This window comes from Plantactinospora sp. B24E8 (assembly GCF_039871735.1).
Lineage (GTDB): Bacteria > Actinomycetota > Actinomycetes > Mycobacteriales > Micromonosporaceae > Plantactinospora.
On record NZ_JBDPMH010000005.1, the window covers coordinates 134,457 to 155,077 of the forward strand.

The 20,621-nt window shown below is 72.9% G+C and carries 16 protein-coding genes; 7 read left to right on the forward strand and 9 right to left on the reverse strand.

Annotation, left to right across the window (positions count from 1 at the left end):
• Positions 1–51 precede the first annotated feature (51 nt).
• The gene (locus tag ABGB21_RS10790; protein WP_347657009.1) at positions 52–303 is read left to right on the forward strand and encodes a sulfurtransferase TusA family protein; all 252 of its coding nucleotides are present in this window, start codon (positions 52–54) and stop codon (positions 301–303) included.
• 31 nt (positions 304–334) lie between these two features.
• Here the strand turns inward: ABGB21_RS10790 and ABGB21_RS10795 are convergent, their stop codons facing one another.
• From ABGB21_RS10795 to ABGB21_RS10805, 3 genes are all read right to left on the reverse strand, one after another.
• Positions 335–1,309, reverse strand: a complete 975-nt coding sequence (locus ABGB21_RS10795; protein WP_347657008.1) for a carbohydrate kinase family protein — start codon at positions 1,307–1,309, stop codon at positions 335–337.
• Between the two features lie 293 nt (positions 1,310–1,602).
• Positions 1,603–1,971, reverse strand: a complete 369-nt coding sequence (gene erpA / locus ABGB21_RS10800; protein WP_347657007.1) for an iron-sulfur cluster insertion protein ErpA — start codon at positions 1,969–1,971, stop codon at positions 1,603–1,605.
• 130 nt (positions 1,972–2,101) lie between these two features.
• On the reverse strand, positions 2,102–2,497 hold the full coding sequence (locus tag ABGB21_RS10805; RefSeq protein WP_347657006.1) for a MarR family transcriptional regulator: 396 nt from the start codon (positions 2,495–2,497) through the stop codon (positions 2,102–2,104).
• A gap of 88 nt (positions 2,498–2,585) precedes the next feature.
• Between ABGB21_RS10805 and ABGB21_RS10810 the strand changes: the two genes are divergently transcribed.
• Positions 2,586–4,046: an MFS transporter gene (locus ABGB21_RS10810; RefSeq protein ID WP_347657005.1), complete on the forward strand. Its 1,461-nt coding sequence runs from the start codon at positions 2,586–2,588 to the stop codon at positions 4,044–4,046.
• 85 nt (positions 4,047–4,131) lie between these two features.
• Here ABGB21_RS10810 and ABGB21_RS10815 read toward each other — a convergent pair whose 3' ends face one another.
• A complete protein-coding gene (locus ABGB21_RS10815) occupies positions 4,132–5,274 on the reverse strand; it encodes a glycerate kinase (protein WP_347657004.1) in 1,143 nt (380 codons plus the stop codon).
• A gap of 69 nt (positions 5,275–5,343) precedes the next feature.
• Between ABGB21_RS10815 and nadA the strand changes: the two genes are divergently transcribed.
• The 3 genes from nadA to ABGB21_RS10830 all read left to right on the forward strand — a co-directional run bounded on the left by nadA (position 5,344) and on the right by ABGB21_RS10830 (position 8,846).
• Positions 5,344–6,513: a quinolinate synthase NadA gene (gene nadA, locus ABGB21_RS10820; protein ID WP_347657003.1), complete on the forward strand. Its 1,170-nt coding sequence runs from the start codon at positions 5,344–5,346 to the stop codon at positions 6,511–6,513.
• A gap of 250 nt (positions 6,514–6,763) precedes the next feature.
• The gene (murA, locus tag ABGB21_RS10825; RefSeq protein ID WP_347657002.1) at positions 6,764–8,119 is read left to right on the forward strand and encodes a UDP-N-acetylglucosamine 1-carboxyvinyltransferase; all 1,356 of its coding nucleotides are present in this window, start codon (positions 6,764–6,766) and stop codon (positions 8,117–8,119) included.
• A gap of 124 nt (positions 8,120–8,243) precedes the next feature.
• Positions 8,244–8,846, forward strand: a complete 603-nt coding sequence (locus ABGB21_RS10830) for a DUF3043 domain-containing protein (RefSeq protein WP_347657001.1) — start codon at positions 8,244–8,246, stop codon at positions 8,844–8,846.
• Positions 8,847–8,885: 39 nt separating this feature from the next.
• Here the strand turns inward: ABGB21_RS10830 and ABGB21_RS10835 are convergent, their stop codons facing one another.
• From ABGB21_RS10835 to ABGB21_RS10845, 3 genes are read right to left on the reverse strand one after another with little or no spacing between them, the layout of a single operon-like run.
• Complete coding sequence (locus ABGB21_RS10835) at positions 8,886–9,899, reverse strand: ATP-binding cassette domain-containing protein (protein ID WP_347657000.1); 1,014 nt, start codon at positions 9,897–9,899, stop codon at positions 8,886–8,888.
• Positions 9,896–10,708 (reverse strand): ABC-2 family transporter protein, encoded by an 813-nt coding sequence (locus ABGB21_RS10840; RefSeq protein WP_347677541.1) that lies wholly within the window; start codon positions 10,706–10,708, stop codon positions 9,896–9,898. The genes ABGB21_RS10835 and ABGB21_RS10840 overlap by 4 nt, the downstream gene beginning before the upstream one ends.
• Positions 10,701–11,555 (reverse strand): ABC-2 family transporter protein, encoded by an 855-nt coding sequence (locus tag ABGB21_RS10845; protein WP_347656998.1) that lies wholly within the window; start codon positions 11,553–11,555, stop codon positions 10,701–10,703. The genes ABGB21_RS10840 and ABGB21_RS10845 overlap by 8 nt, the downstream gene beginning before the upstream one ends.
• A 2,493-nt stretch (positions 11,556–14,048) precedes the next feature.
• Between ABGB21_RS10845 and ABGB21_RS10850 the strand changes: the two genes are divergently transcribed.
• Complete coding sequence (locus tag ABGB21_RS10850; RefSeq protein WP_347677543.1) at positions 14,049–16,064, forward strand: WG repeat-containing protein; 2,016 nt, start codon at positions 14,049–14,051, stop codon at positions 16,062–16,064.
• Between the two features lie 62 nt (positions 16,065–16,126).
• A complete protein-coding gene (locus tag ABGB21_RS10855; RefSeq protein ID WP_347655252.1) occupies positions 16,127–17,125 on the forward strand; it encodes an aldo/keto reductase family protein in 999 nt (332 codons plus the stop codon).
• Between the two features lie 122 nt (positions 17,126–17,247).
• Here the strand turns inward: ABGB21_RS10855 and ABGB21_RS10860 are convergent, their stop codons facing one another.
• Entirely contained in the window at positions 17,248–19,743 is a 2,496-nt protein-coding gene (locus tag ABGB21_RS10860; protein WP_347677545.1) for a hypothetical protein, read from the reverse strand.
• A gap of 74 nt (positions 19,744–19,817) precedes the next feature.
• Positions 19,818–20,615 carry a site-2 protease family protein gene (locus ABGB21_RS10865; protein ID WP_347677547.1) on the reverse strand — a complete coding sequence of 266 codons (798 nt, stop codon included), beginning with the start codon at positions 20,613–20,615 and terminating at the stop codon, positions 19,818–19,820.
• Between the last annotated feature and the right edge of the window lie 6 nt (positions 20,616–20,621).

The window sequence follows — 20,621 nt, forward strand, 5'->3', positions numbered from 1 at the left end:
GGTCCGGGGTGGCGTTTGGCGACCCGGCACCCGACAACGGAGAATCGCCGGGTGGACGAGTCGGCGCCGGCGGACAACCCGGACGAGGTCATCGACTGCCTCGGCAAGCGCTGTCCGCTGCCGGTGATCGCGGCGGCCCGGCGGCTGCCCGAGCTGCCGGTCGGCACGGTCCTGCGGGTACTCGCCGACGACCCGGCGGCGGCGATCGACATTCCGGCCTGGTGCCGGATGCGTGGGCAGGAGTTCGTCGGCGCCTCGACGGTGGACGGCGCACCGGCCTACGACGTCCGCCGGGTCCACTGAACCGCGGACCGGCGCGCCACCACCCGCGCGGTCACCCGAGGTACGGCCGGACCTCCTCGGCGGCCTCGTCGCCGTACGACTCGGCGAGGCGCTTCACGAACAGGTCGGAACGGACCTCGTACTCCTGGGTGCCGACCGTCTCCAGGACCAGGGTGGCGAGCAGCGAGCCGACCTGGGCGGCCCGTTCCAGGCCGAGTCCCCAGGAGATGGCGGCGAAGAAGCCGGCCCGGAACCCGTCGCCGACCCCGGTCGGGTCGGCGATGTGCAGCTCGCGGGCGATCGGTACCCGGAACGGGGTGATGTCCCGGCCGGCGATCTCGACGCCGTCCTTGCCGAGCGTGGTCACCCGGATCTTGACCCGGTCCAGCAGCTGCTCGTCGGTCAGGCCGGCCTTGCTCTGCAGCAGGGACTTCTCGTAGTCGTTGGTCAGCAGGTAGTCCGCACCGTCGATCAGGCCGATCACGTCGCTGCCGTCCATCCGGGCGAGCTGCTGGGACGGGTCGGCGGCGAAGGCGTACCCGCGCTGGCGGCACTCCTCGGAGTGTCGCAGCATCGCGGCCGGGTCGTTGGCGCTGACCAGGACGAGGTCGAGCCCACCGATCCGGTTCGCGACCGGGGCGAGTTCGATGTTGCGGGCCTCACTCATCGCGCCGGCGTAGAAGGAGGCGATCTGGCACATCTCGGTGTCCGTGGTGCAGACGAACCGGGCGGTGTGCGCGACCTCGCTGACGTGCACCGAGTCGCAGTCGACGCCGTGCCGCTCCAGCCACGAACGGTAGTCGTCGAAGTCGGCGCCGACGGCACCGAGCAGTACGGGGCTCAGCCCGAGCTGGGCCATGCCGAACGCGATGTTGGCGGCCACCCCGCCGCGCCGGAGCACCAGCTCGTCGACGAGGAAGGAGAGTGAGACCTTGTGCAACTGGTCGGCGATGAACTGATCCGCGAACCGACCTGGAAAGCTCATCAGGTGGTCGGTCGCGATCGAGCCGGTAACGGCGATCTTCATGTCGGCCCTCAGGATCGGGAGATGGAACCGCGGCCGGGTCAGCCTACCGGTCCGGTTTCCCCCACGCCCCCGGTCGATCGGCTTCCGGCCACCGGCATGTCACCAAGTCGTGGTCTGGAGATCACCGCTGGTTGCCGTCCGGCACGCCGAAGGCGTCCGCCCCGGGGTGCCGCCGCCGGCACGGACAACGGGCCGCCCGTACGCCGGTGACGTGACGGGGCTGTCCGTCGTGTCACCCGCGCGGGGCGGCCCGCTGGGGCAGAACTGTTGGTGCTGTGGTGTGCGGGCGCCGATCAGTGGAACGAGTCGCCGCACGCGCAGGAGTTCTGCGCGTTCGGGTTGTCGATGGTGAAGCCCTGGGCGTCGATCCGGTCCGCGAAGTCGATGGTCGCACCGGTCAGGTAGGGCGCGCTCATCCGGTCGACGACAACCTCGACCCCGCCGAAGTCGTTGACGATGTCACCGTCGAGCGAACGCTCGTCGAAGAAGAGCTGGTAACGCAGGCCGGAGCAGCCGCCCGGCTGCACGGCGACCCGCAGCCGGAGGTCGTCCCGCCCCTCCTGCTCGATCAGGGCCTTCACCTTCTGCGCCGCGACGTCGGTGAGGACGACGGTGCTCGGGGCGGTTGCCGCGGTCGACTCGGTCTGCGCTGGCGTTGTCACGTGAAAATCTCCCCTGCGCGGTGCGATGATTGTCCGTAGAGGCCAACGCTAGTCGGATGGCCGATGATTCCCGTTCCGGGTTCTCTTTGATTGTAGGCGGGTGCGAGGCAGGTCACCCGGCCTCGGACAACTAGGCGGGTGTGGTCAGGCCCACCGGCCGGAGACTCTCCGCCAGCACCGCCCGCTGGGTCGGCCGGGCCTCGGCATGCCGCTGTCGACCCGCCTCGGTCAACGTGACGTACACCCCACGCCGGTCCTGCTCGCACAGGGCCCGGCAGACGAGTCCGTCGCGTTCGAGTCGGGCCACCGCCCGACTGAGCGCGCTCTGGCTGAGATGGACCCCCTCGGCCAGCTCCTGCATCCGGAGCTTCTGCTCCGGTACGTCGGCCAGCCGGTCGATCACCTCGAACTCGCTCATGCCCAGCCCGTGTCGCTCCTGCAGGCCGCGCTCCAGCGCGCAGGACGTCGCCGCGTAGCAGCTCGCCAACTCCCGCCAGGCGGTGGCGAGCACCTGGTCCTCGGACACGGTCGGGATGTTACCACATGCACAGGAAATAGCTGCACGAGCATTAGTTGCTTGCACATTAGATGCACGTGCACGTAAGTTCGCCGGCATGGCTTTTTCCGCTCCACCGGTCACCGATCCAGCAACGCCCCGACCAGGGGCCGCCGCCCCGACGTACGACGCCCCGGCCGGTCCCCGGATGACCGCCCGACTCTGGGGCGCGTTGATCGTGCTCTGCGGCGCGCTCTTCCTCGACGGGCTCGACGTCTCGATGGTCGGCGTGGCCCTCCCCTCGATCCAGGCGGACCTGGGCCTGTCCAACTCGGCCCTGCAGTGGATCGTCAGCGGCTACGTCCTCGGGTACGGCGGCCTGCTGCTGCTCGGTGGGCGTACCGCCGACCTGCTCGGCCGACGCCGGGTCTTCCTCTGGGCGATCGCTGTCTTCGGCGTCGCCTCGCTGCTCGGCGGGCTGGTCGACGACCCGAACCTGCTCATCGCCACCCGGTTCGCCAAGGGCGTGGCCGCCGCCTTCACCGCCCCGGCCGGGCTCTCCATCATCACCACGACCTTCCCCGAGGGGCCGGCCCGCAACCGCGCGCTCAGCTTCTACACCGCCTGCGGCGCCAGTGGCTTCTCCCTCGGCCTGGTCTTCGGCGGGCTGCTCACCGAGGCCGGCTGGCGCTGGACCTTCCTGCTGCCCGCCCCGATCGCGCTCGCGGTACTGGTCGCCGGCAGCCGACTCATCCCGGCCGAACGTCACCGGCGACCCGTCGGCGGCTACGACCTCGGTGGTGCCGCCACCTCGACCGGCGCCCTGCTGCTCCTGGTGTACGCCGTCGTCTCCGCCCCGGCGGCCGGCTGGCTCTCGGCCCGTACGCTCGGCACCTTCGCCCTGGTCGCCGCCCTGCTCGCGGCCTTCGTCGTGATCGAGCGGCGGGTGGCCCACCCGCTGGTCCCGCTCGGCGTGCTGGGCCGGCGGAGTCTGGTCGGCGCCAACCTCGCCGCGCTGGCGGTGACCGGCTCCTACATCGGGTTCCAGTTCATCGGCACGCTCTACACCCAGATCGTGCTCCAGTGGTCCCCGCTGGAGATGGCGCTCGCCTTCCTGCCCGGCGGGCTGGTGGTGGCGTTCGGCGGGCCACGGGTCGGGGCACTGGTCAACCGGTTCGGCACCGCCCGGGTGGTGGCGGCCGGCTTCCTCGCCTTCGTCGCCGCGTACCTGCTCTTCCTCCGGATCGACGGCGAACCGCGCTACCTGGGCGTGATCCTGCCCACCATGCTGCTGGTCGGCCTCGGCTTCGCCCTCGCCTTCCCGTCGCTGAACATCCAGGCCACCGCCGGAGTCGCCGACCACGAGCAGGGTCTGGCCTCCGGACTGGTGCAGACCGCGTTCCAGATCGGCGGGGCGATCGTGCTCGCCGGAGTGACCGCGATCCTCGCCACCGACCAGGCGGCGCCCGGCCGGGTACCCGACTCGTTCTATCCGGCGCTCGGCCTGGTCACCGGGGTCGCCCTGCTCGGGCTGCTCGTCACGGCGCTCACCGCCACCACCGCCCGCCGGACCCGCTGAGCGGGCGTGGGGTCAGGAGGGGCCCTTCCTGGACGAAAGAAAGCGACAGGAAGGGCCCCTCCTCACCCTCGGCTCCACTGGCGGGTCACCCTCGGCTCCACTGGCGGGCCAGCCGGGCGGCGATCGCCCGCAGCCCCTCCGCCGGTCGGCTCATCGCCCGTTCGACGCCGCCGTGCGGCTCGCCGCCGAAGTGCTCGACCAGGCTGTGGGTCTCGGTCACCCCGACCGAGGCCGCCTCCCGACGCCCGGCGCTGACCCTGCCGGCGACCACCACGCAGGGCAGGCCACGGTCCCGGGCCGCCGCCGCCACCCCGGCCACCACCTTGCCGCGCAGTGACTGGTGGTCGAACGAGCCCTCCCCGGTGATCACCAGGTCGGCCTGCTCGAGCGCGGCCTCCAGACCGGTCAACCGGGTGACCAGGTCGATACCGGACGCACACCGCCCGCCGAGCGCCAGCACCGCCGCGCCGAGCCCGCCGGCCGCGCCGGCGCCGGGCAGTTGGGCCAGCCCGGCCGGACAGCCTGGAAGATCCCGCTCCAGCACCTCGGCGAAGCGTTCCAGGGCGGCGTCGAGCAGCAGCACGTCCTCCCGGGAGGCGCCCTTCTGCGGCCCGAAGACGTTCGAGGCGCCGGTCAGCCCGGTCAGCGGGTTGTCCACGTCGGTGGCGGCGACCAGTTCCACGCCCCGGGTCTGCGGCCGACCGGCCAGTCCCGCGACGGCGGCCAGCGCCGCGCCGCCGTACGGGAGGGCCATCCCGGCGGAGTCGACCGGTACGGCGTTCAGCGCGGCCAGCAGCCCCGCTCCCCCGTCGTTGACCGCCGAGCCGCCCAGCCCGATCACCACCCGCCGCACCCCGCACTCGGCGGCGGTCGCGACCAGCGCGCCGAGGCCGTACGAGGTGGTCCGTTTCGGGTCCCGCTCGTCCAGGGCCAGCAGGTGCAGGCCGCACGCCTGGGCGCTCTCCAGGTACGCCGTACCGCCGTCGGCGGTGACCAGGATCTCCCCGTCGACCGGGCGGCCGAGCGGGTCGACGGTCGACACCGGCACCCGGCGGCCGGGTACGGCGGCGGCGAGCACCTCGACGAACCCGGGTCCGCCGTCGGCGAGTGGCCGGACCTCGATCTCGTCCGTCGGCGCGCCCTCCCGCCACCCGTCGAGGATCGCGGCGGCCACCTCGGGGGCGGAGAGGGTGCCGGCGAACTTGTCCGGACAGATCAGGATCCGCATGGTCGGCAAGTGTGGCAGCCCACATCCGTACGGGCGGAAAGCGGGCCCCGCTGTGGAAACATGGAGATCGTGACTTCGACGTGGGTAGAGCCGTCCAGCACCGCGACCGCCCTGCTGCTCCTGGGCCGGGGTGCCGACCCGTCCAGCGAGCGCGGCGTGGACTGTCCGGGGGAGCTTCCCCCGCCCAGTGACCCGAACCTGGTCGCCCGGGCCGCGGCGGCGAAGGCGGCGCTGGGTGACCGGGTGTTTGTCCTCGGTCACCACTACCAGCGGGACGAGGTGATCCAGTTCGCCGACGTGACCGGCGACTCGTTCAAGCTCGCCCGGGAGGCGGCGGCCCGGCCGGACGCCGAGTACATCGTCTTCTGTGGCGTGCACTTCATGGCCGAGAGTGCGGACATCCTCACCACCGACGCGCAGCGGGTGGTCCTGCCGGACCTGGCCGCCGGCTGCTCGATGGCGGACATGGCGGTGCTGTCGCAGGTCGAGGCGGCCTGGGAGACGTTGGCGGAGCTGGGCGTCGCCGACTCGACGGTGCCGGTGACGTACATGAACTCGTCGGCGGACATCAAGGGTTTCGTCGGCCGCAATCGCGGGGTGGTCTGCACCTCGTCGAACGCCGAGCGGGCGCTGCGGTGGGCGTTCGAGCGCGGCCAGCGGGTGCTCTTCCTGCCCGACCAGCACCTGGGTCGGAACACGGCGGTGCTGGAGATGGGCTTCGACCTCGACGACTGTGTGCTCTACGACCCGCACAAGCCGGGTGGTGGGCTGACCGCCGAGCAGCTGCGCGAGGCGAAGATGATCCTGTGGCGCGGGCACTGCTCGGTGCACGGGCGCTTCACCAGGAGCAGCGTGGACGAGGTACGGGCCCGGGTGCCCGGGGTGAACGTGCTGGTCCACCCGGAGTGCCGCCACGACGTCGTGACCGCCGCCGACCACGTCGGCTCGACCGAGTACATCATCCGGACCATCGAGGCGGCGCCGGCCGGCAGCGCGTGGGCGGTCGGCACCGAGCTCAACCTGGTACGCCGGCTCGCCAACGCCCACCCGGACAAGCAGATCATGTTCCTGGACCGGACCGTCTGCTACTGCTCGACGATGAACCGGATCGACCTGCCCCACCTGGTCTGGGCCCTGGAGGAACTCGTCGCCGGCCGGGTGCCGAACCAGATCACCGTCGATCCGGACACCGCGCACCACGCCCGGGTGGCGCTGGACCAGATGCTCGCGCTTCCCTGACCGATCCACTACCCACGGTGACATTCGGGGTACGGTTTCCTGCCTCCGTCCCCGTTTCGTGCCATCCGTACGCCGTGACCGCTGCCGTCTTCGTGACCGAGCGCTATGCTGCCGGGGCCGCGACAGACCCATGCCGCGACAGGGCCCTGCCGGGCCGGTACGGCCATGCGCCGCGACGGCGGTGTTGACCGGATGGCCCACCCTCGCTGGCAGCTCGACGTAGAGCAGCATCGACCCGCTGGAGGTTGCGTTGACCGACGACGTCCTGGTCGTACACGGAGGTACGCCCCTGAACGGGCAGATCCGGGTGCGTGGCGCCAAGAATCTCGTCTCCAAGGCGATGGTCGCCGCCCTGCTCGGCGACAGTCCGAGCCGCCTCTTCGACGTGCCGCGGATCCGCGACGTCGAGGTGGTCCGGGGCCTGCTCGAGCTGCACGGCGTCAAGGTCAGCGACGGCGCCGAGGACGGCGAGCTGGTCTTCGACCCGGCGAACGTGGAGAGCGCGAGCACCGACGAGATCAACGTGCACGCCGGTTCGAGCCGGATCCCGATCCTGTTCTGCGGCCCGTTGCTGCACCGGCTCGGTCACGCGTTCATCCCGGATCTGGGTGGCTGCCACATCGGGCCCCGGCCGATCGACTTCCACATCCAGGCGCTGCGCCAGTTCGGTGCGGTGGTGGACAAGACCCCCGAGGGCATGCACCTCACCGCGCCGACCGGGCTGCACGGCACGAAGTTCGAGCTGCCGTACCCGAGTGTCGGCGCGACCGAGCAGGTGCTGCTGACGGCGGTGCTGGCCGAGGGGGTCACCGAGCTGCGCAACGCGGCTGTGGAGCCGGAGATCATCGACCTGATCTGCGTCCTGCAGAAGATGGGCGCGATCATCAAGGTGCACACCGACCGGGTGATCGAGATCCAGGGCGTGGCACGGCTGAGCGGCTACACCCACCGGCCGATCCCGGACCGGATCGAGGCGGCGAGCTGGGCCGCCGCCGCGCTGGCCACCGGGGGTCGGGTCGAGGTGCTCGGCGCCGAGCAGGCCGACATGATGACCTTCCTGAACGTGTTCCGTTCGGTCGGCGGGGCGTACGAGGTCACCGACACCCGGCCGCCGCGGCTGGGTCAGCCGGGTCAGGAGGGCGGTATCCGGTTCTGGCACCCGGGCGAGGAGCTGCGGGCGGTGGCGCTGGAGACCGACGTACACCCGGGTTTCATGACCGACTGGCAGCAGCCGCTGGTGGTGGCGTTGACCCAGGCCCGGGGCCTGTCGATCGTGCACGAGACGGTGTACGAGCAGCGGCTCGGCTACACCGAGGCGCTGAACAAGATGGGCGCGACCATCCAGGTCTACCGGGACTGCCTCGGTGGCACCCCCTGCCGGTTCGGCCGGCGGAACTTCAAGCACTCGGCGGTGATCGCCGGTCCGGCCAAGCTGCACGCCGCCGACCTGGTGATCCCGGACCTGCGGGCCGGTTTCAGCCACCTGATCGCCGCACTGGCCGCCGAGGGCACCTCCCGGGTCTACGGGGTGGACCTGATCAACCGGGGCTACGAGGACTTCGAGGCGAAGCTCTCCGCGCTCGGCGCGCACGTCGAGCGGCCGTAACACCCGTCACGTAGGTCACCGCCGGCCCCCTCCGTCACCGTCGCGTGGCGAGGGGGCCGGTCCCGTCGGGCGGTGGTGTACCGCGAGGTGCGGGAGCCGTCCCCGGTTGGCTACCCTTCACCCCGTGCCGTCGCTCTTTCGCCGCAAGCCCGCCGACCTCGTCGAGGATGCCGTCACCGAGGTGACGCCCGAGACGCCCGCCAACCGTCCCAAGGGTTACACCCCCAGCAAGAAGGAGCTGGGGAAGGAGACCCCGAAGCGGCCGACCGCGGCGCGCCGTCCCGCCGTCGACGTCAAGTCGCTCAGCAAGGAGGAGCAGCGGGAGCGGCGGCGGCAGCTGCGGGCCGAGGCCGCGGCCGAGTTCCGGCGCGAGGGTGGCCCCCGCGACCGGGCCCCGGAACGTGGCCTGGCCCGGGACGTGGTCGACTCCCGCCGTACCGTCGGCACCTGGTTCTTCGGTGGCGCCCTGGTCGTGCTGATCGGTTCGGCGAACACCATGCCGCCGGTGGTCCGGCTCGTTTCCAACCTGCTCTGGGGTGCGCTGGCCATCGCCCTGGTGATCGACTCGGTACTGATCTCCCGAAAGATCAAGAAGCTGGTCCGGCAACGGTTCCCCAAGACCGACCAGCGGATGGGCTCGCTCTACCTCTACGCGATCATGCGGTCGATCACCTTCCGCCGGATGCGCGCTCCCGCCCCCCGGGTCAACCTCGGCGACAAGGTCTGAGCCGACCGCCGTCGGTCGGGCGGGCCGGGTGAGCGGAGCTCAGCCCGGATTCGCGGCCACCAGGGGAGCGCCGTCGACCGCCTCCCGGTAGAGCCGGGCGACCACGTCCTCGATGTCCGGCTCGACGATGGCGATGTCCCGGAGCGCGACCTGGCCGGCGAGCCGGGCCACCACCTCGGAGGCGGTCGCCGACTCGCACGCGAAGACCAGCCGCCGCCCGTCGGCCTCGGTCCGCACCAGCGGGGCGCCGTCCACCGTCGGCGGCGTCGCCATCGGCTCGTCCAGGTCCGCCACCACCTGCCGACGGGAGCCGTAGCGGGCGTGCAGCGCCTCGATCGAACCGTCGTGCACCACCCGACCGTGGTCGATCACCACCAGCCGGCGACAGAGCCGTTCGATGTCGGCGAGATCGTGCGTGGTCAGCACCAGCGTGGTGTCACCGGCCCGGCCGAGTTCGGCGAGGAAGCCCCGGACCGCCTGCCTGCTGACCACGTCGAGCCCGATCGTCGGCTCGTCGAGGAAGAGCACCTCCGGCCCGTGCAGCAGCGCGGCGGTCAGTTCACCCCGCATCCGTTGGCCGAGGGAGAGCTGACGTACCGGAAGGTCGAGGAAACCGTCGAGGTCGAGCAGGTCGCGGCAGCGCCGCAGCCGGGCGGCGTGCGCGTCGGCCGGCACCCGGTAGATGTGCCGGAGCAGGTCGAACGAGTCCCGCAGCGGCAGATCCCACCAGAGTTGTGAACGCTGCCCGAAGACGACCCCGATCCGCAACGCCAGCCGGGTCCGTTGGGCCACCGGCGCCAGCCCGCATACCCGTACCTCGCCGGACGAGGGCGTCAACACCCCGGTCAGCATCTTCAGCGTGGTGGACTTGCCGGCGCCGTTCGGTCCGATGTAGCCGACCATCTCACCGCGCCGGACGGTCAGGTCGATCCCGTCGACCGCGGTCACCATCCGTCGGGTGCGCCGGAAACGCCCGGCCCGGACCCGTACCACGAAGTCCTTGCGCAGGTCACGCAGCGCGATCACCGGGTCGGCCGGCGGGGTCACGGTCATGAGCCGGCGCTTCCGTACCGCCGCAGGCCGGTCCGCCAGACCAGGCCGGCGAGGATCGCCGCCGGCACCGCGACGCCGGGCGCCGCCCACCCCACCCAGTTCGGCAGACCGAGCGGGTCGGTCCGGCCGAGCAGCGCCAGCGCCGGGTAGTAGGCCACGAAACCGAACCCCAGCGCGTACGTGAAAACGGCTCGGAACCAGCCACCGTAGACAGTCATCGGGTACGTGGTGAAGTCCCTTCCCCCGTAGGTGAAGGCCGAGCCGACCTCGCCGGAGTCGATCCACCAGAAGGCCAGGCTGGCGGTGGCGACGAAGATCGCGCCGAAGAAAACCGCCCCGGCCAGCGGAGCGGCCACCAGGAGTGCGACCCGGGCCGGGGTCCAGTCGATGCCGGCGCTCGCCACCGCGACGGTCAGCACGGCGACACCGAACAACGCCCGGAGGGTCTTCCGTAGCGGCAGGTCCATCAGCAACAGTTGCGGCAGCGCACCGAGTGGCCGGACGAGTACGGCGTCCAGCAGGCCGGTCCGGACGTACTGCCGGACCCGCTCGATGTTGCCCACGGTCAGGTCGGCGGTGGCGAAGGCCGCCGAGGAGAGACCAACCATGATCATCGCCTCCGTCCGGTCGAAGCCGCCCAGCGTCCCGGTGACCCGGAACAGCACCAGGACGGTGACCACGTCGAAGACCGTGGCCCCGACGTTTCCGACCAGGTCGACGAGGAACGACGTACGGTAGGACGCCTGTGAGCGGGCCTGCCCGCGCAGCAGCGCCAGGTAGGCCGAGGGCGCCCCGGCCCGCTCAGCCACCCTGCACCACCAGCCGCCGCTCCGCCCGGCGCTGCACGGTCCGGCAGGTCAACAGGATCAGTCCCGCCCAGACCAGCTGCACGGCGACCAGGCCCACCTGGACCGGCTGCGGATCCCGCTCGACGATCACGTCCAGCGGTGTCTGGAGCAGGCTGGGAAACGGAGTCGCCAGCCAGAGCGGCACGGTCACCCAGTCCGGCAGGAAGCGGAGCGGGAAGTAGAGGCCGGCCAACACTCCGGAACCGAGCGTCCACAGGATCATCGGCCCCCGTACGTCGTGCAGCCAGTACGCCGTCGCGTTGACCAGGTACCGGCAGCCGAAGCAGATCACCACCGCGAGAAGCACCGAGAGTACGGCGAGCGGCAGGGTCGGCCACCGGGTCGGCAACGCGAGGTCGAAGAAGACCAGCCCGGCCAGCACCGGCGGCAGGAAGCGGGTCAGTAGGGCGTACCCGGCCCGCCCCAGGTCGACGGCGAGGTAACTGACCACCGGGTGGACCGGGCGGAGCAGGTCGCTGGCGACCTCGCCGGTCCGGATCCGGTCCGCCAGATCGGTCCATCCCCAGAGGAGCACCACGGCGAGCAGGCCCTGTCCGACCCAGACGAAGGTGGCCAACTGGGCCGGGGTGTAGCCCGCCGCGACCCCGCCGGCACCGCCCGCGACGGCGAGCAACACGTAGCACCGGAGAAAGCCGAAGACGGTGTTGGTGAAGGCGCCGGCAAGAGTAGCTTGCCGGTAGGTAGAGTACCGACGAAACCCCGATCCGGTTATGGCAGTAAATGTCCGGAACCATGGCGTGATGTTTCGGCTGATGGGTGGTGGCACAGTGGCGGTGACTGAGCCCACGCCGTTACCCTCCTTCCGCGACCATGCTGCCTCGGGCCGGGTGACTTTACCCGGTGCACCCGGCTGCCCAGCGAGGATTTACGACGAGGTGACCCCGTGAGTAAGCGACGCGAGCCGGCCTACCCGGCCGCGTCGCGCGCGACTCGCCACGTCGACACCGCGGTCCACCCGACAGCTCATGACGACGCCGAGCGCAGCGAGGTGGCGCCATGAGCGAGCGCAGCGAGCGAATCAGCCAACTCAGCACCACAGCTCATGACGACGCCGAGCGCAGCGAGGTGGCGCCATGAGCGAGCGCAGCGAGCGAATCAGCCAACTCAGCACCACAGCTCATGACGACGCCGAGCGCAGCGAGGTGGCGCCATGAGCGAGCGGTACCCGAATCGGTGGGGTGAGCCCGCCGAACCGTCCTGGGTGGTCGAACCGACCGCCGAGTGGCGTCCGCAGTTCCCCGGGCAGCGCTATCCGGGGGACATCGGGCACCAGCGGCGTCGGCCACCCCGGCCGAGCGGGCGCGCCCCGGTCCCGACCGGCCGGGCGAGCGTGCCACCGCCGGGTGGGCACCCGGGTACGCCTTCCGACAGTTATCCGCCGCAGCGCCCGGACGGGCCGCCGAACCGGGACGGCCGGTTGGGCGAGGGCCGGGGCACCACCGGCCGGCCCGGTTCGACGAGCCGCCGCCACGACACCCAGGAAGGCTGGTACGACGGCCCGGACGGTTGGCGCGACGACCCGGACGGCTGGGACGACGCCCCGGACTGGGACCGGCCGTCGAACGGTCGGAGCCGCCCACCGGTCGACCACCGCGCCGACGGGCCGGTGCCGATCGGCCGGGACGAGCGACGGACACCCGGTGGCGTCGAGCCCGGGCGTCGTGGCGAGCCTGTCGACGGCTTCGACCGTCCACGGGGTCGGCCGGAGCGTGCTCCCCACCCGGACGAACGCCCCCGGGCGGCCCGCTCCGGGCCGTCCGAGGTCCCCGACCGGCTTCCGCCGGAGCGGCGGGGACGGTGGCTGACCGGGCCACCGTCGGACGAGACCCAGCCGCTGCCCGACCGGCGACCGGGCCCCGCCGACCGCCGCCCCGGACCGGCCGACGGCCGCGGTCGACCCGGTGTGGGTGGTCGGGGCGTACCCCATGCGCCGGCGGCGTTCGACGGACCGCCCGGTCCGGACCGCGCCGACGGTTGGGGCCCTCGCCCGGGCGGCACCGCCCCGCGTGGCCCGGCCCACGAGCCACCGCCCGGTCGAATCCCACCGCCGGCCAGGCCGGACCGGACCGGCTCGGACTTCACACCGCCGCCGCCGGGCCGCCGTCCCGGATCCGGGACGCCACCGACCCCCGGCTGGTCGGCGCCACGTGGCCCGGTGCCCGGTCAGGAGCCGCCCCGGGAAAGCCGCCGTTTCCCGGACCTCGGGTCGGGTCGACCGCCCGGGCGTGATCCGCGGACCGCACCGGACCAGGCCGCCCGTTCCGGCCCGATGCCGCCGGTCGAGCGGTCGGGACGGCCGGGCCCACTCGGGTACGACCGTCCGGGAGCCGACGTCCCGCCACCGAGCCGTCGGGCCGAACCGAACCGCCCGGATCGGATCCCCGCTCCGGGTGCCGAACGGAACGCGCCGCGTCCGGCGGAGCCCGACGAGCTGGCCGGTCGGCGGGAGCCGCTCGCGCCCGGCCCGGTCCCAAGCGGGCGGATACCCGCACCCACCGGGCAGTCCCGTCCCACCGAGCCGCCTCGCGCGGCCGACCCGCCACGGCCGGTCGAGCCGATCCGGCGGATCGAGCCGGGTCGGCCGGTCGAACCGGTCCGCAAGGTCGAACAGTCCCGGCCGGTGGAGGCCCGTCCCGTCGACCCGGCCCGCGCCGGGCAACCGCCCCGGCCGACTCCGCCGCTGGAACCGACCTGGTCGGTCCCGCCGGCCGACCCGGCCCGCCCGACCGCCACCGGTCCCGCCCGGCCAGCCGAACCACCACGTCCGGCCGAACCACCGCGCCCGGCACCGGCCTACCCGACCGAACCCACCGGCCCGGCCCGTCCGGTCTCACCGGCGGCTGCCGGGGCGGACACCGGTACCGGCGAACAGCCGCGCGACCGGCCGACCGGCTGGTTGACCCCGGCGTCGCCGCCCGAGAGCACGCCCCCGCCCCCGCCCCCGGTCCGGCCCGCCGGCACCGACCAGCCCACCCCGCGTCCGGCCCCACCGCCCACCCGCGGGCTGCGGCTGGAGTTCCTGCCCGCCCCGACCCCCGCTCCGTCCGGAACCACGCCGGTGGTGCCCGATGCCGTCCCGTCCGCCGCCGGACCTACCCCGTCGGTTCCCGCCGTACCCGTTCCACCGCCCCCGCCGACGGACGTGGCGCCATCGGCCCCTCCTGTCATCGAACCCGCCTCGCCCGCACCCTCGTCCGGTCCCCCGATCGAACCGGCCTCGGCCGGCCCACGGCCGGGATCCGGCGATGCGGCCGATCCAAGTGAGACTTCCGTACCCTTCATGCCAACCACCGGACCCGTCGCTGACCACGCCCGATCCGGGCCGCTGGCCGACGCCGCCCCCGCCACGCCAGCGCCGCCGGAGACCGACCCGACGCCCGGACCAGCTCCGGCCGAGGCGGGTGCCGCCGGTACGGCGGACCGCCCACTCGACGAACCGGCTGAGCCGACCGCCGCGACGCCGGCCCGGACCGGGCCGACCGCCGACGAACCGCCCTCCGCCGCCGAGGATCCGACCGCCGGAACGCCGGCGGCCGGCGAGCCGGCCGGCGGTACGACACCCGAGCCCGTCGACGACACCGCGCCCCCGGCCGTCCCACCCGCGGAGCCGCCCGCGTCGAGCGCCACCGGTACGTCGCCGGCACCCTCCGCCAAGAACACCGACGGCGTGGTACCACCGATGGACGACTCCGTCGGCAGCCCCGCCCCGGTGCCGTCGACCGGTGACGCCGGCAGCACGCCTGTCCCGGCACCCGCGGCCGCCGATGCCGAGGCGGGCGTCGAGGTGCCCGTCTCCGGACCGCCGCTGGCGACCTCGCCACCGGGTTCACCGGTCGCGGAGGCGAGTCCGGACACCGTGCTCCCGGCCGGTCCGGCCGCCGGTGCGGCAACAGCGCTGAGTGCCCCCACCATGCTCACCCCGATCATCCGGCCGCGTACCGAGCAGAAGGCCGCCCCGGAGCCCGAGGAGAGCGCGCCGGAACCGGCCAGCGCCGACCCGGAACAGGTGCTCGCCACGTACGAGTGGCGGTTCCACCACGAGACGCTGCGCGAACTTGTCGAGAATCCGGACGAGCTGCGGGCCATCCGGGACCGGCTGACCGAGAAGCTCGAACCGGCGAAGGACAACGGCACCCGGGCCCGGCTGCTGAGCCTGCGGGCGGTCGTCTCCCGCATCCTCGGCGACCTGGGCAAGGCGCTGGCCGACGGCAAGCTGGCGCTGGCGCACGCCGAGGCGACCGGTCAGCTACGCCGGATCGCCATCGCCCAGGCCCGGCTGGCGCACGTACTGCAGTGGCGTGGTGACTTCGCCGAGGCCGACCGGCTGTTCGCCGAGGCCAACTCGCCCGAGCTGCCGGACCGGCTCCGGGCCACCATGCACGAGCACGCCGGCCGGTCCTGCTACGACCAGGGCCGCTACATGGAGGCCTGCAACCACTTCGAGAAGGCGCTGGAGCTGCGCAAGGTCGAGGACCCGGACCTGATCGCCCGTACCGAACTGGCGCTGGACGCGGTCTTCAACAAGGTCGCCCAGAACGGTTGGGGCCCGTACCCCCGGGACCGGGACGAGATCCTGCAGGTGCACAAGCCGCCGGTGCCGACGTTCAGCGAGAAGGTGCAGCGCTGGGGGTACGCCGACCCGGAGGGGCAGTTGGCGATCGCCCCGAGCTACGCCGACGTGCAGCCGTTCCGGGACGGGGCGGCCTGGGTCCGCCGCCCGGAGACCCCGACCTGGGAGCTGATCGACGAGTCCGGTGGGCTGCTCATCGAGGCCACCGCCGGGTACCTGGCGGTCAGTTCCTTCTCCGACGGGCTCGCCTGGGTGTCCCGGGACGGGACCGGCGGGTGGATCGCCATCGACAAGGCCAACAAGGTGGTGATCCCGAGCGGCTTCGAGGACGTACGCCCGTTCCGGCGGGGTGTCGCCGCGGTCCGACGCGGCGGGTGGGGCGCGGTCGACCGGACCGGCAAGGTCTTCCTGCCGACCCGGTACACCGGTTTCGCCACCGCGCTGACCGACGGCCGGTACGTCGACGGCTTCACCGACGAGGGCCTGGCCATCGTCGACGCCGGCGGACGCAAGGGTGTGGTCGACAAGTCCGGGCAGGTCCTCGTCGCGCCGGCCCATCCGGCCATGGTCATCCACCCGGTCGCGTTCCTGGTCGGCGACGGTGCCGGCCGGTGGGGCGCGCTCGACCGGCGTGGCGAGCCATTGATCGACGTGGTGCACCCGAGCCGGACCGACGTGATCGAGGAGATCGACCGACTTCTGGCGGACACCAAGCCGGTGCTGTGACCTGCGGCCACCCCCGGCCGGGCAACCTGATCCACTTCCCGGGAACGGACTAGGGTCGAGGTATGGAATTCCGTCACCTTGGCCGTTCGGGTCTGCTGGTCAGCGAGATCTCGTACGGCAACTGGATCACCCACGGCTCACAAGTCGAGGAGGAGGCCGCACTCGCCTGCGTCCGGGCCGCGCTGGACGTGGGCATCACCACGTTCGACACCGCGGACGTGTACGCCGGCACCAAGGCCGAGGCCGTGCTCGGCCGCGCGCTGAAGGACGAGCGCCGGGAGGGCCTGGAGATCTTCACCAAGGTCTACTGGCCGACCGGCCCGGGGCGCAACGACCGTGGCCTGTCCCGCAAGCACATCATGGAGTCGATCAACGGTTCGCTGAAGCGGCTGCAGACCGACTACGTCGACCTCTACCAGGCGCACCGGTACGACTACGCCACCCCGCTGGAGGAGACGATGGAGGCCTTCGCCGACGTCGTGCACTCCGGCAAGGCGCACTACATCGGCGTGTCGGAGTGGAAGGCGGAGGAGATCCGGGCGGCGCACGCGCTGGCCCGCGAACTGAAGATCCAGCTGGTCTCCAGCCAGCCGCAGTACTCCATGCTCTGGCGGGTCATCGAGTCCGAGGTCGTACCGACGAGCGAGGAGCTCGGCATCGGGCAGATCGTCTGGTCGCCGATCGCCCAGGGCGTGCTGACCGGCAAGTACCTGCCGGGTCAGGAGCCGCCGGCCGGCTCCCGGGCCACCGACGCCTCCGGTGGTGCCAACATGATCGCCCGCTTCATGAACGACGACGTGCTGACCCGGGTGCAGCGGCTCAAGCCGCTGGCCGAACAGGCCGGCCTCAGCATGGCCCAGCTGGCCGTGGCGTGGGTCCTGCAGAACCCGAACGTCTCGTCGGCGATCGTCGGGGCGTCCCGCCCGGAGCAGGTCCACGACAACGTCAAGGCGGCCGGGGTGAAGCTCGACGCCGAGCTGCTCAAGGCGATCGACGAGATCCTCGACCCGATCGTCGAGCGGGACCCGGCCAAGACGCAGAGCCCGGTCAACCGGCCGTAACTCCGCCGGCCCGGGGTGGCGGTCGGCGCGACGTCGGCCGCCACCCCGGTCTCGACCGGCTGCCGGCCGTTGCGCGCACCGGGCGCGACGGCGGCCGGCTCCCCCGGCCCGGGTCGCCCGGCTCAGCGTGGTGACAGGGCGGCGGTGGCCGCCCGGCTGGTGGTCACCAGCTCGGGCAGGGTGCCCGGGAAGTTGTCGACCAGGTCCAGCGCCAACAGCCAGGCGTCGAGGTTCTCGCCGAGTACCTCTCGGCACATCATGGTGACCGGATCGTCCGTGGCTGGCCACCACCGGGCGTCACCACCGGCCCGCAGCAGCGCACCGACCGGCGTGGCGTTGGCCGCCAGCTCGGCCAGCGGGACCGTTCCGGCGGTGACCGCCCGGGTCGCCCACTCCGGCCACCCGGTCCAGTCGACGGTCCCGTCCGGCGTCCGTGGCACCGCGACCGGCCCGCCCGGGTCGTCCGCCGACGGCGGTCCGGCGGCCAGCTCCGCGAGCAGCTCGGCCGGGCATCCCGGCAGCCTGCCGAGATGGCCCAGCACCTCGTACGGGAACGGCTCCCGCCGGTGCTCGGCGAGCAGCAACGTCCAGTCGGTCACGTGCTGCTCGGCGTCGAGGATGTACAGGTCACCCTGCCTTGGGTCGGCCCGGCGCAGCCGGTCCAGCCATTTGTCCGGCGTACTCTCCCGGTCGACCAGAGCCTGCACCGCCCGTACCGCGGTGGCCTCGTCCGGGTCGGCCAGTGCCCGGACCGCCGCCTTGCGGACCGCGACCAGCCACGGATGGCCCTGGTACGCACGTCGGGTCAGGTCCACCTCCAGCAGCGCCCGGGCGGCTGGTACGCCCTCCCGGCGGGCGACCGCCAGCAGCAGCCGCAGTTGCAGCAGAGCGGTCGGGACCCGGGTACGCAGCATCAGCTCCACGGCCAGTTCGGTCAGCCCCGACTCGATCCAGGGCAGCATGAACCGGCGTTCGACCGGCTCCCGCAGGTGCGCCCGGAGCTGGTCGCCGATCGGGAGCCGTTCCCGGTCCGGCCCGCCCGGCCAGTCCTCGTCGTGGCGCAGCCCGGCGAGGATCCGGCGCCGGAGCGCCGGGGTGGCGTGCGGGCTCTGGTACAGGCCGGCATTGATCTCGGTGTCGTCGAAGGCGAACAGCGGATGGATCGACTCCGCCGGCAGTTCCCGGTTGCCGGCGAGCAGGCGCAGACAGGTCAGGTTGTCGGCCTCGACCAGGGCCGCCACGAGGTCTGGGCCGACCGCGCCACGGTGCAGCAGGTCGTAGGCGGCCCGTCCGTCGAGCACCGGCAGGACCGCCAGCACCACCTCGGGCGGGCAGCAGAGCAGCAGGTCGCGCATCGCCCGGCGGACGGGTGTCCAGGAGGGCGGTTTGCCGCCCGGCGCGGGTGCCGGGCGGGCGTGCGCCCACCGGGTTACCGTGCCCGCCGCCGCGACCGCCGCCGCCAGCAGCTCCGGCAGGTTGCCCGGCCAGCCCGACAGGTGCTTCCAGAGCGCCCGCCAGGCGCCCTGGTCGGTGCCGACCGTGGCGCCAACGAGGTCCCCTACCGCCGTCCTGACCGGCGCGGCCACGACCGCCACCCCGGGCAGGCAACCGACCGGAGCCAGTTCCTCCACCACCTGCGCGGCGGTCACCGTCCCCTGCTCCAGCGCCGCCGCCACCTTCTCGCCGAGCAGTCGGGTGCCGGTAACCACCGCGCTGCCGTTCGCCAGCTCCTGCGCGCAGGCCCGCATCACCGGCAGGCCGACCGGCCCCGGAAACCAGTCCAGCACGTGCACCCCGAACCGGTGCACGAAGTCGACCCGAAGTTCCTCGGGGCAGTCGGCACGCCCGGCCAGGGCCTTCGCGGCCAGGGTGCGGTACGGCTGTTCGGCGTGTGCCGCGAGCACCGCCGGCCAGTCCACCGGCTGGTCCGGGTCGAGGTCGGCGGTGCTCCGGCCGACCGCCCGGAGCAGCCGTACCGTGCCGGCGGCGGTCCGCAGCTCGGCCGTCGCCCGTTCCAGGGCCGGCAGCCCGTCCTCGGCGTCGAGCGCCTCGGTCAGCGTCTCGGCGACCAGCGGGTCGAGCCCGGTGTGGCCGACCACCGCGTCCCGCCCGGCCCGCCGCCAGACCTGGGCCAGCACCTCCAGTTCGCGCCAGACCGTGCGCGGCCGGTCCTGGCTGAGGAAGACGTGGTCGATCTCCTCGAACGGTGTCCTGCCGGCCAGGTCGGTGACCAGCTCCCACTCGTACCTGGCCCGGTCGACCAGGGTCGGCACGAAGCCGCCCGGGCGTCGCCACCAGGGGTCCGCCGGGTCGGCGCCGGCCAGCAGCTCGGCGCGCAGTGCCTCGTCGGCGTGCCGGAGCAGCGCCACGGCGACCGGCGGGGTCGCGGTGGCGGCCAGTTCGGCGGCCGCCTCCGGATGGGCGGCCGGGAAACCCCGGTTGCCGGCCAACGCCAGGCGCAGCGCCTCGTCCCCGGAGTCCAGCACCGCCCGGACCAGTGCCGGGCCGAGCACCGGGCCCTGGCGGAGCACCTCCTCGACCACCTGGCGACGCCGGGTCAGGACGTCGGGCAGCAGCTGCGGCCCGCAGCACTCGAGCAGTACCTGCACAGCCGTCACGTCGGCCACGATGCGGCCTCCCCTTCCGATCGGACGACCGGCAGGATACGGAACGGCACCGACAGGGGCGGTGGTCAGCCCTGCCAGAACCGGATCAGCCGCAACCCCTCGACGTAGAGGTAGTCGGGGAGCCCGATCAGGTCACCGACCGTGAAGACCCCGTCGAAGAACCAGCCGCCGACGGTGGGGTTCCAGAGCAGCGCGAAGAGCAGGATGAACCCGAACGGCGCCATCAGGTCGTAGCCCCGCCGCCACTGCGGGTTCAGCCACGGCTGGACGATGTTGCCGCCGTCCAGCCCCGGCACCGGCAGCAGGTTGAGCACACTCGCGGTCAGCTGCAGGAAGGCGAGCAGCGCGACCCCGGCCCAGAACGCCGTCCGGGCGAAGACGTCCACGCCGAGCGCGAACGGCACCACCAACAGCAACGCGAAGAGCACGTTCGTCGCCGGGCCGGCGAGGCTGACCAGCGAGTGCCGCAGCCGACCGGGGATCTCGTGCCGGTCGACCCAGACCGCACCGCCGGGCAGGCCGATGCCGCCGAGCAGCACGACCACCACCGGCAGGATGATCGACAGCAGCGGGTGGCTGTACTTGAGCGGGTTGAGGGTCAGGTAACCCCGGTGTGCGACACCCCGGTCACCGGCCCGGAACGCCACGATCGCGTGCGCGTACTCGTGCAGGCAGAGGGAGACCAGCCAGCCGGAGACGACAAAGAGGAAGACGTCGAGCCGGACGTTGCCGTACCCGTTCCACGCCATCGCCCCACTGGTCACGAAGAGCGCGACCAGGGCGAGGAAGATCGGGCTCGGCCGGAACGCCGCCGCCGGGACGCCGAGCACGAGCCGGTCCCGTCCCCGCTGGTCGAAGGCCATCACCCG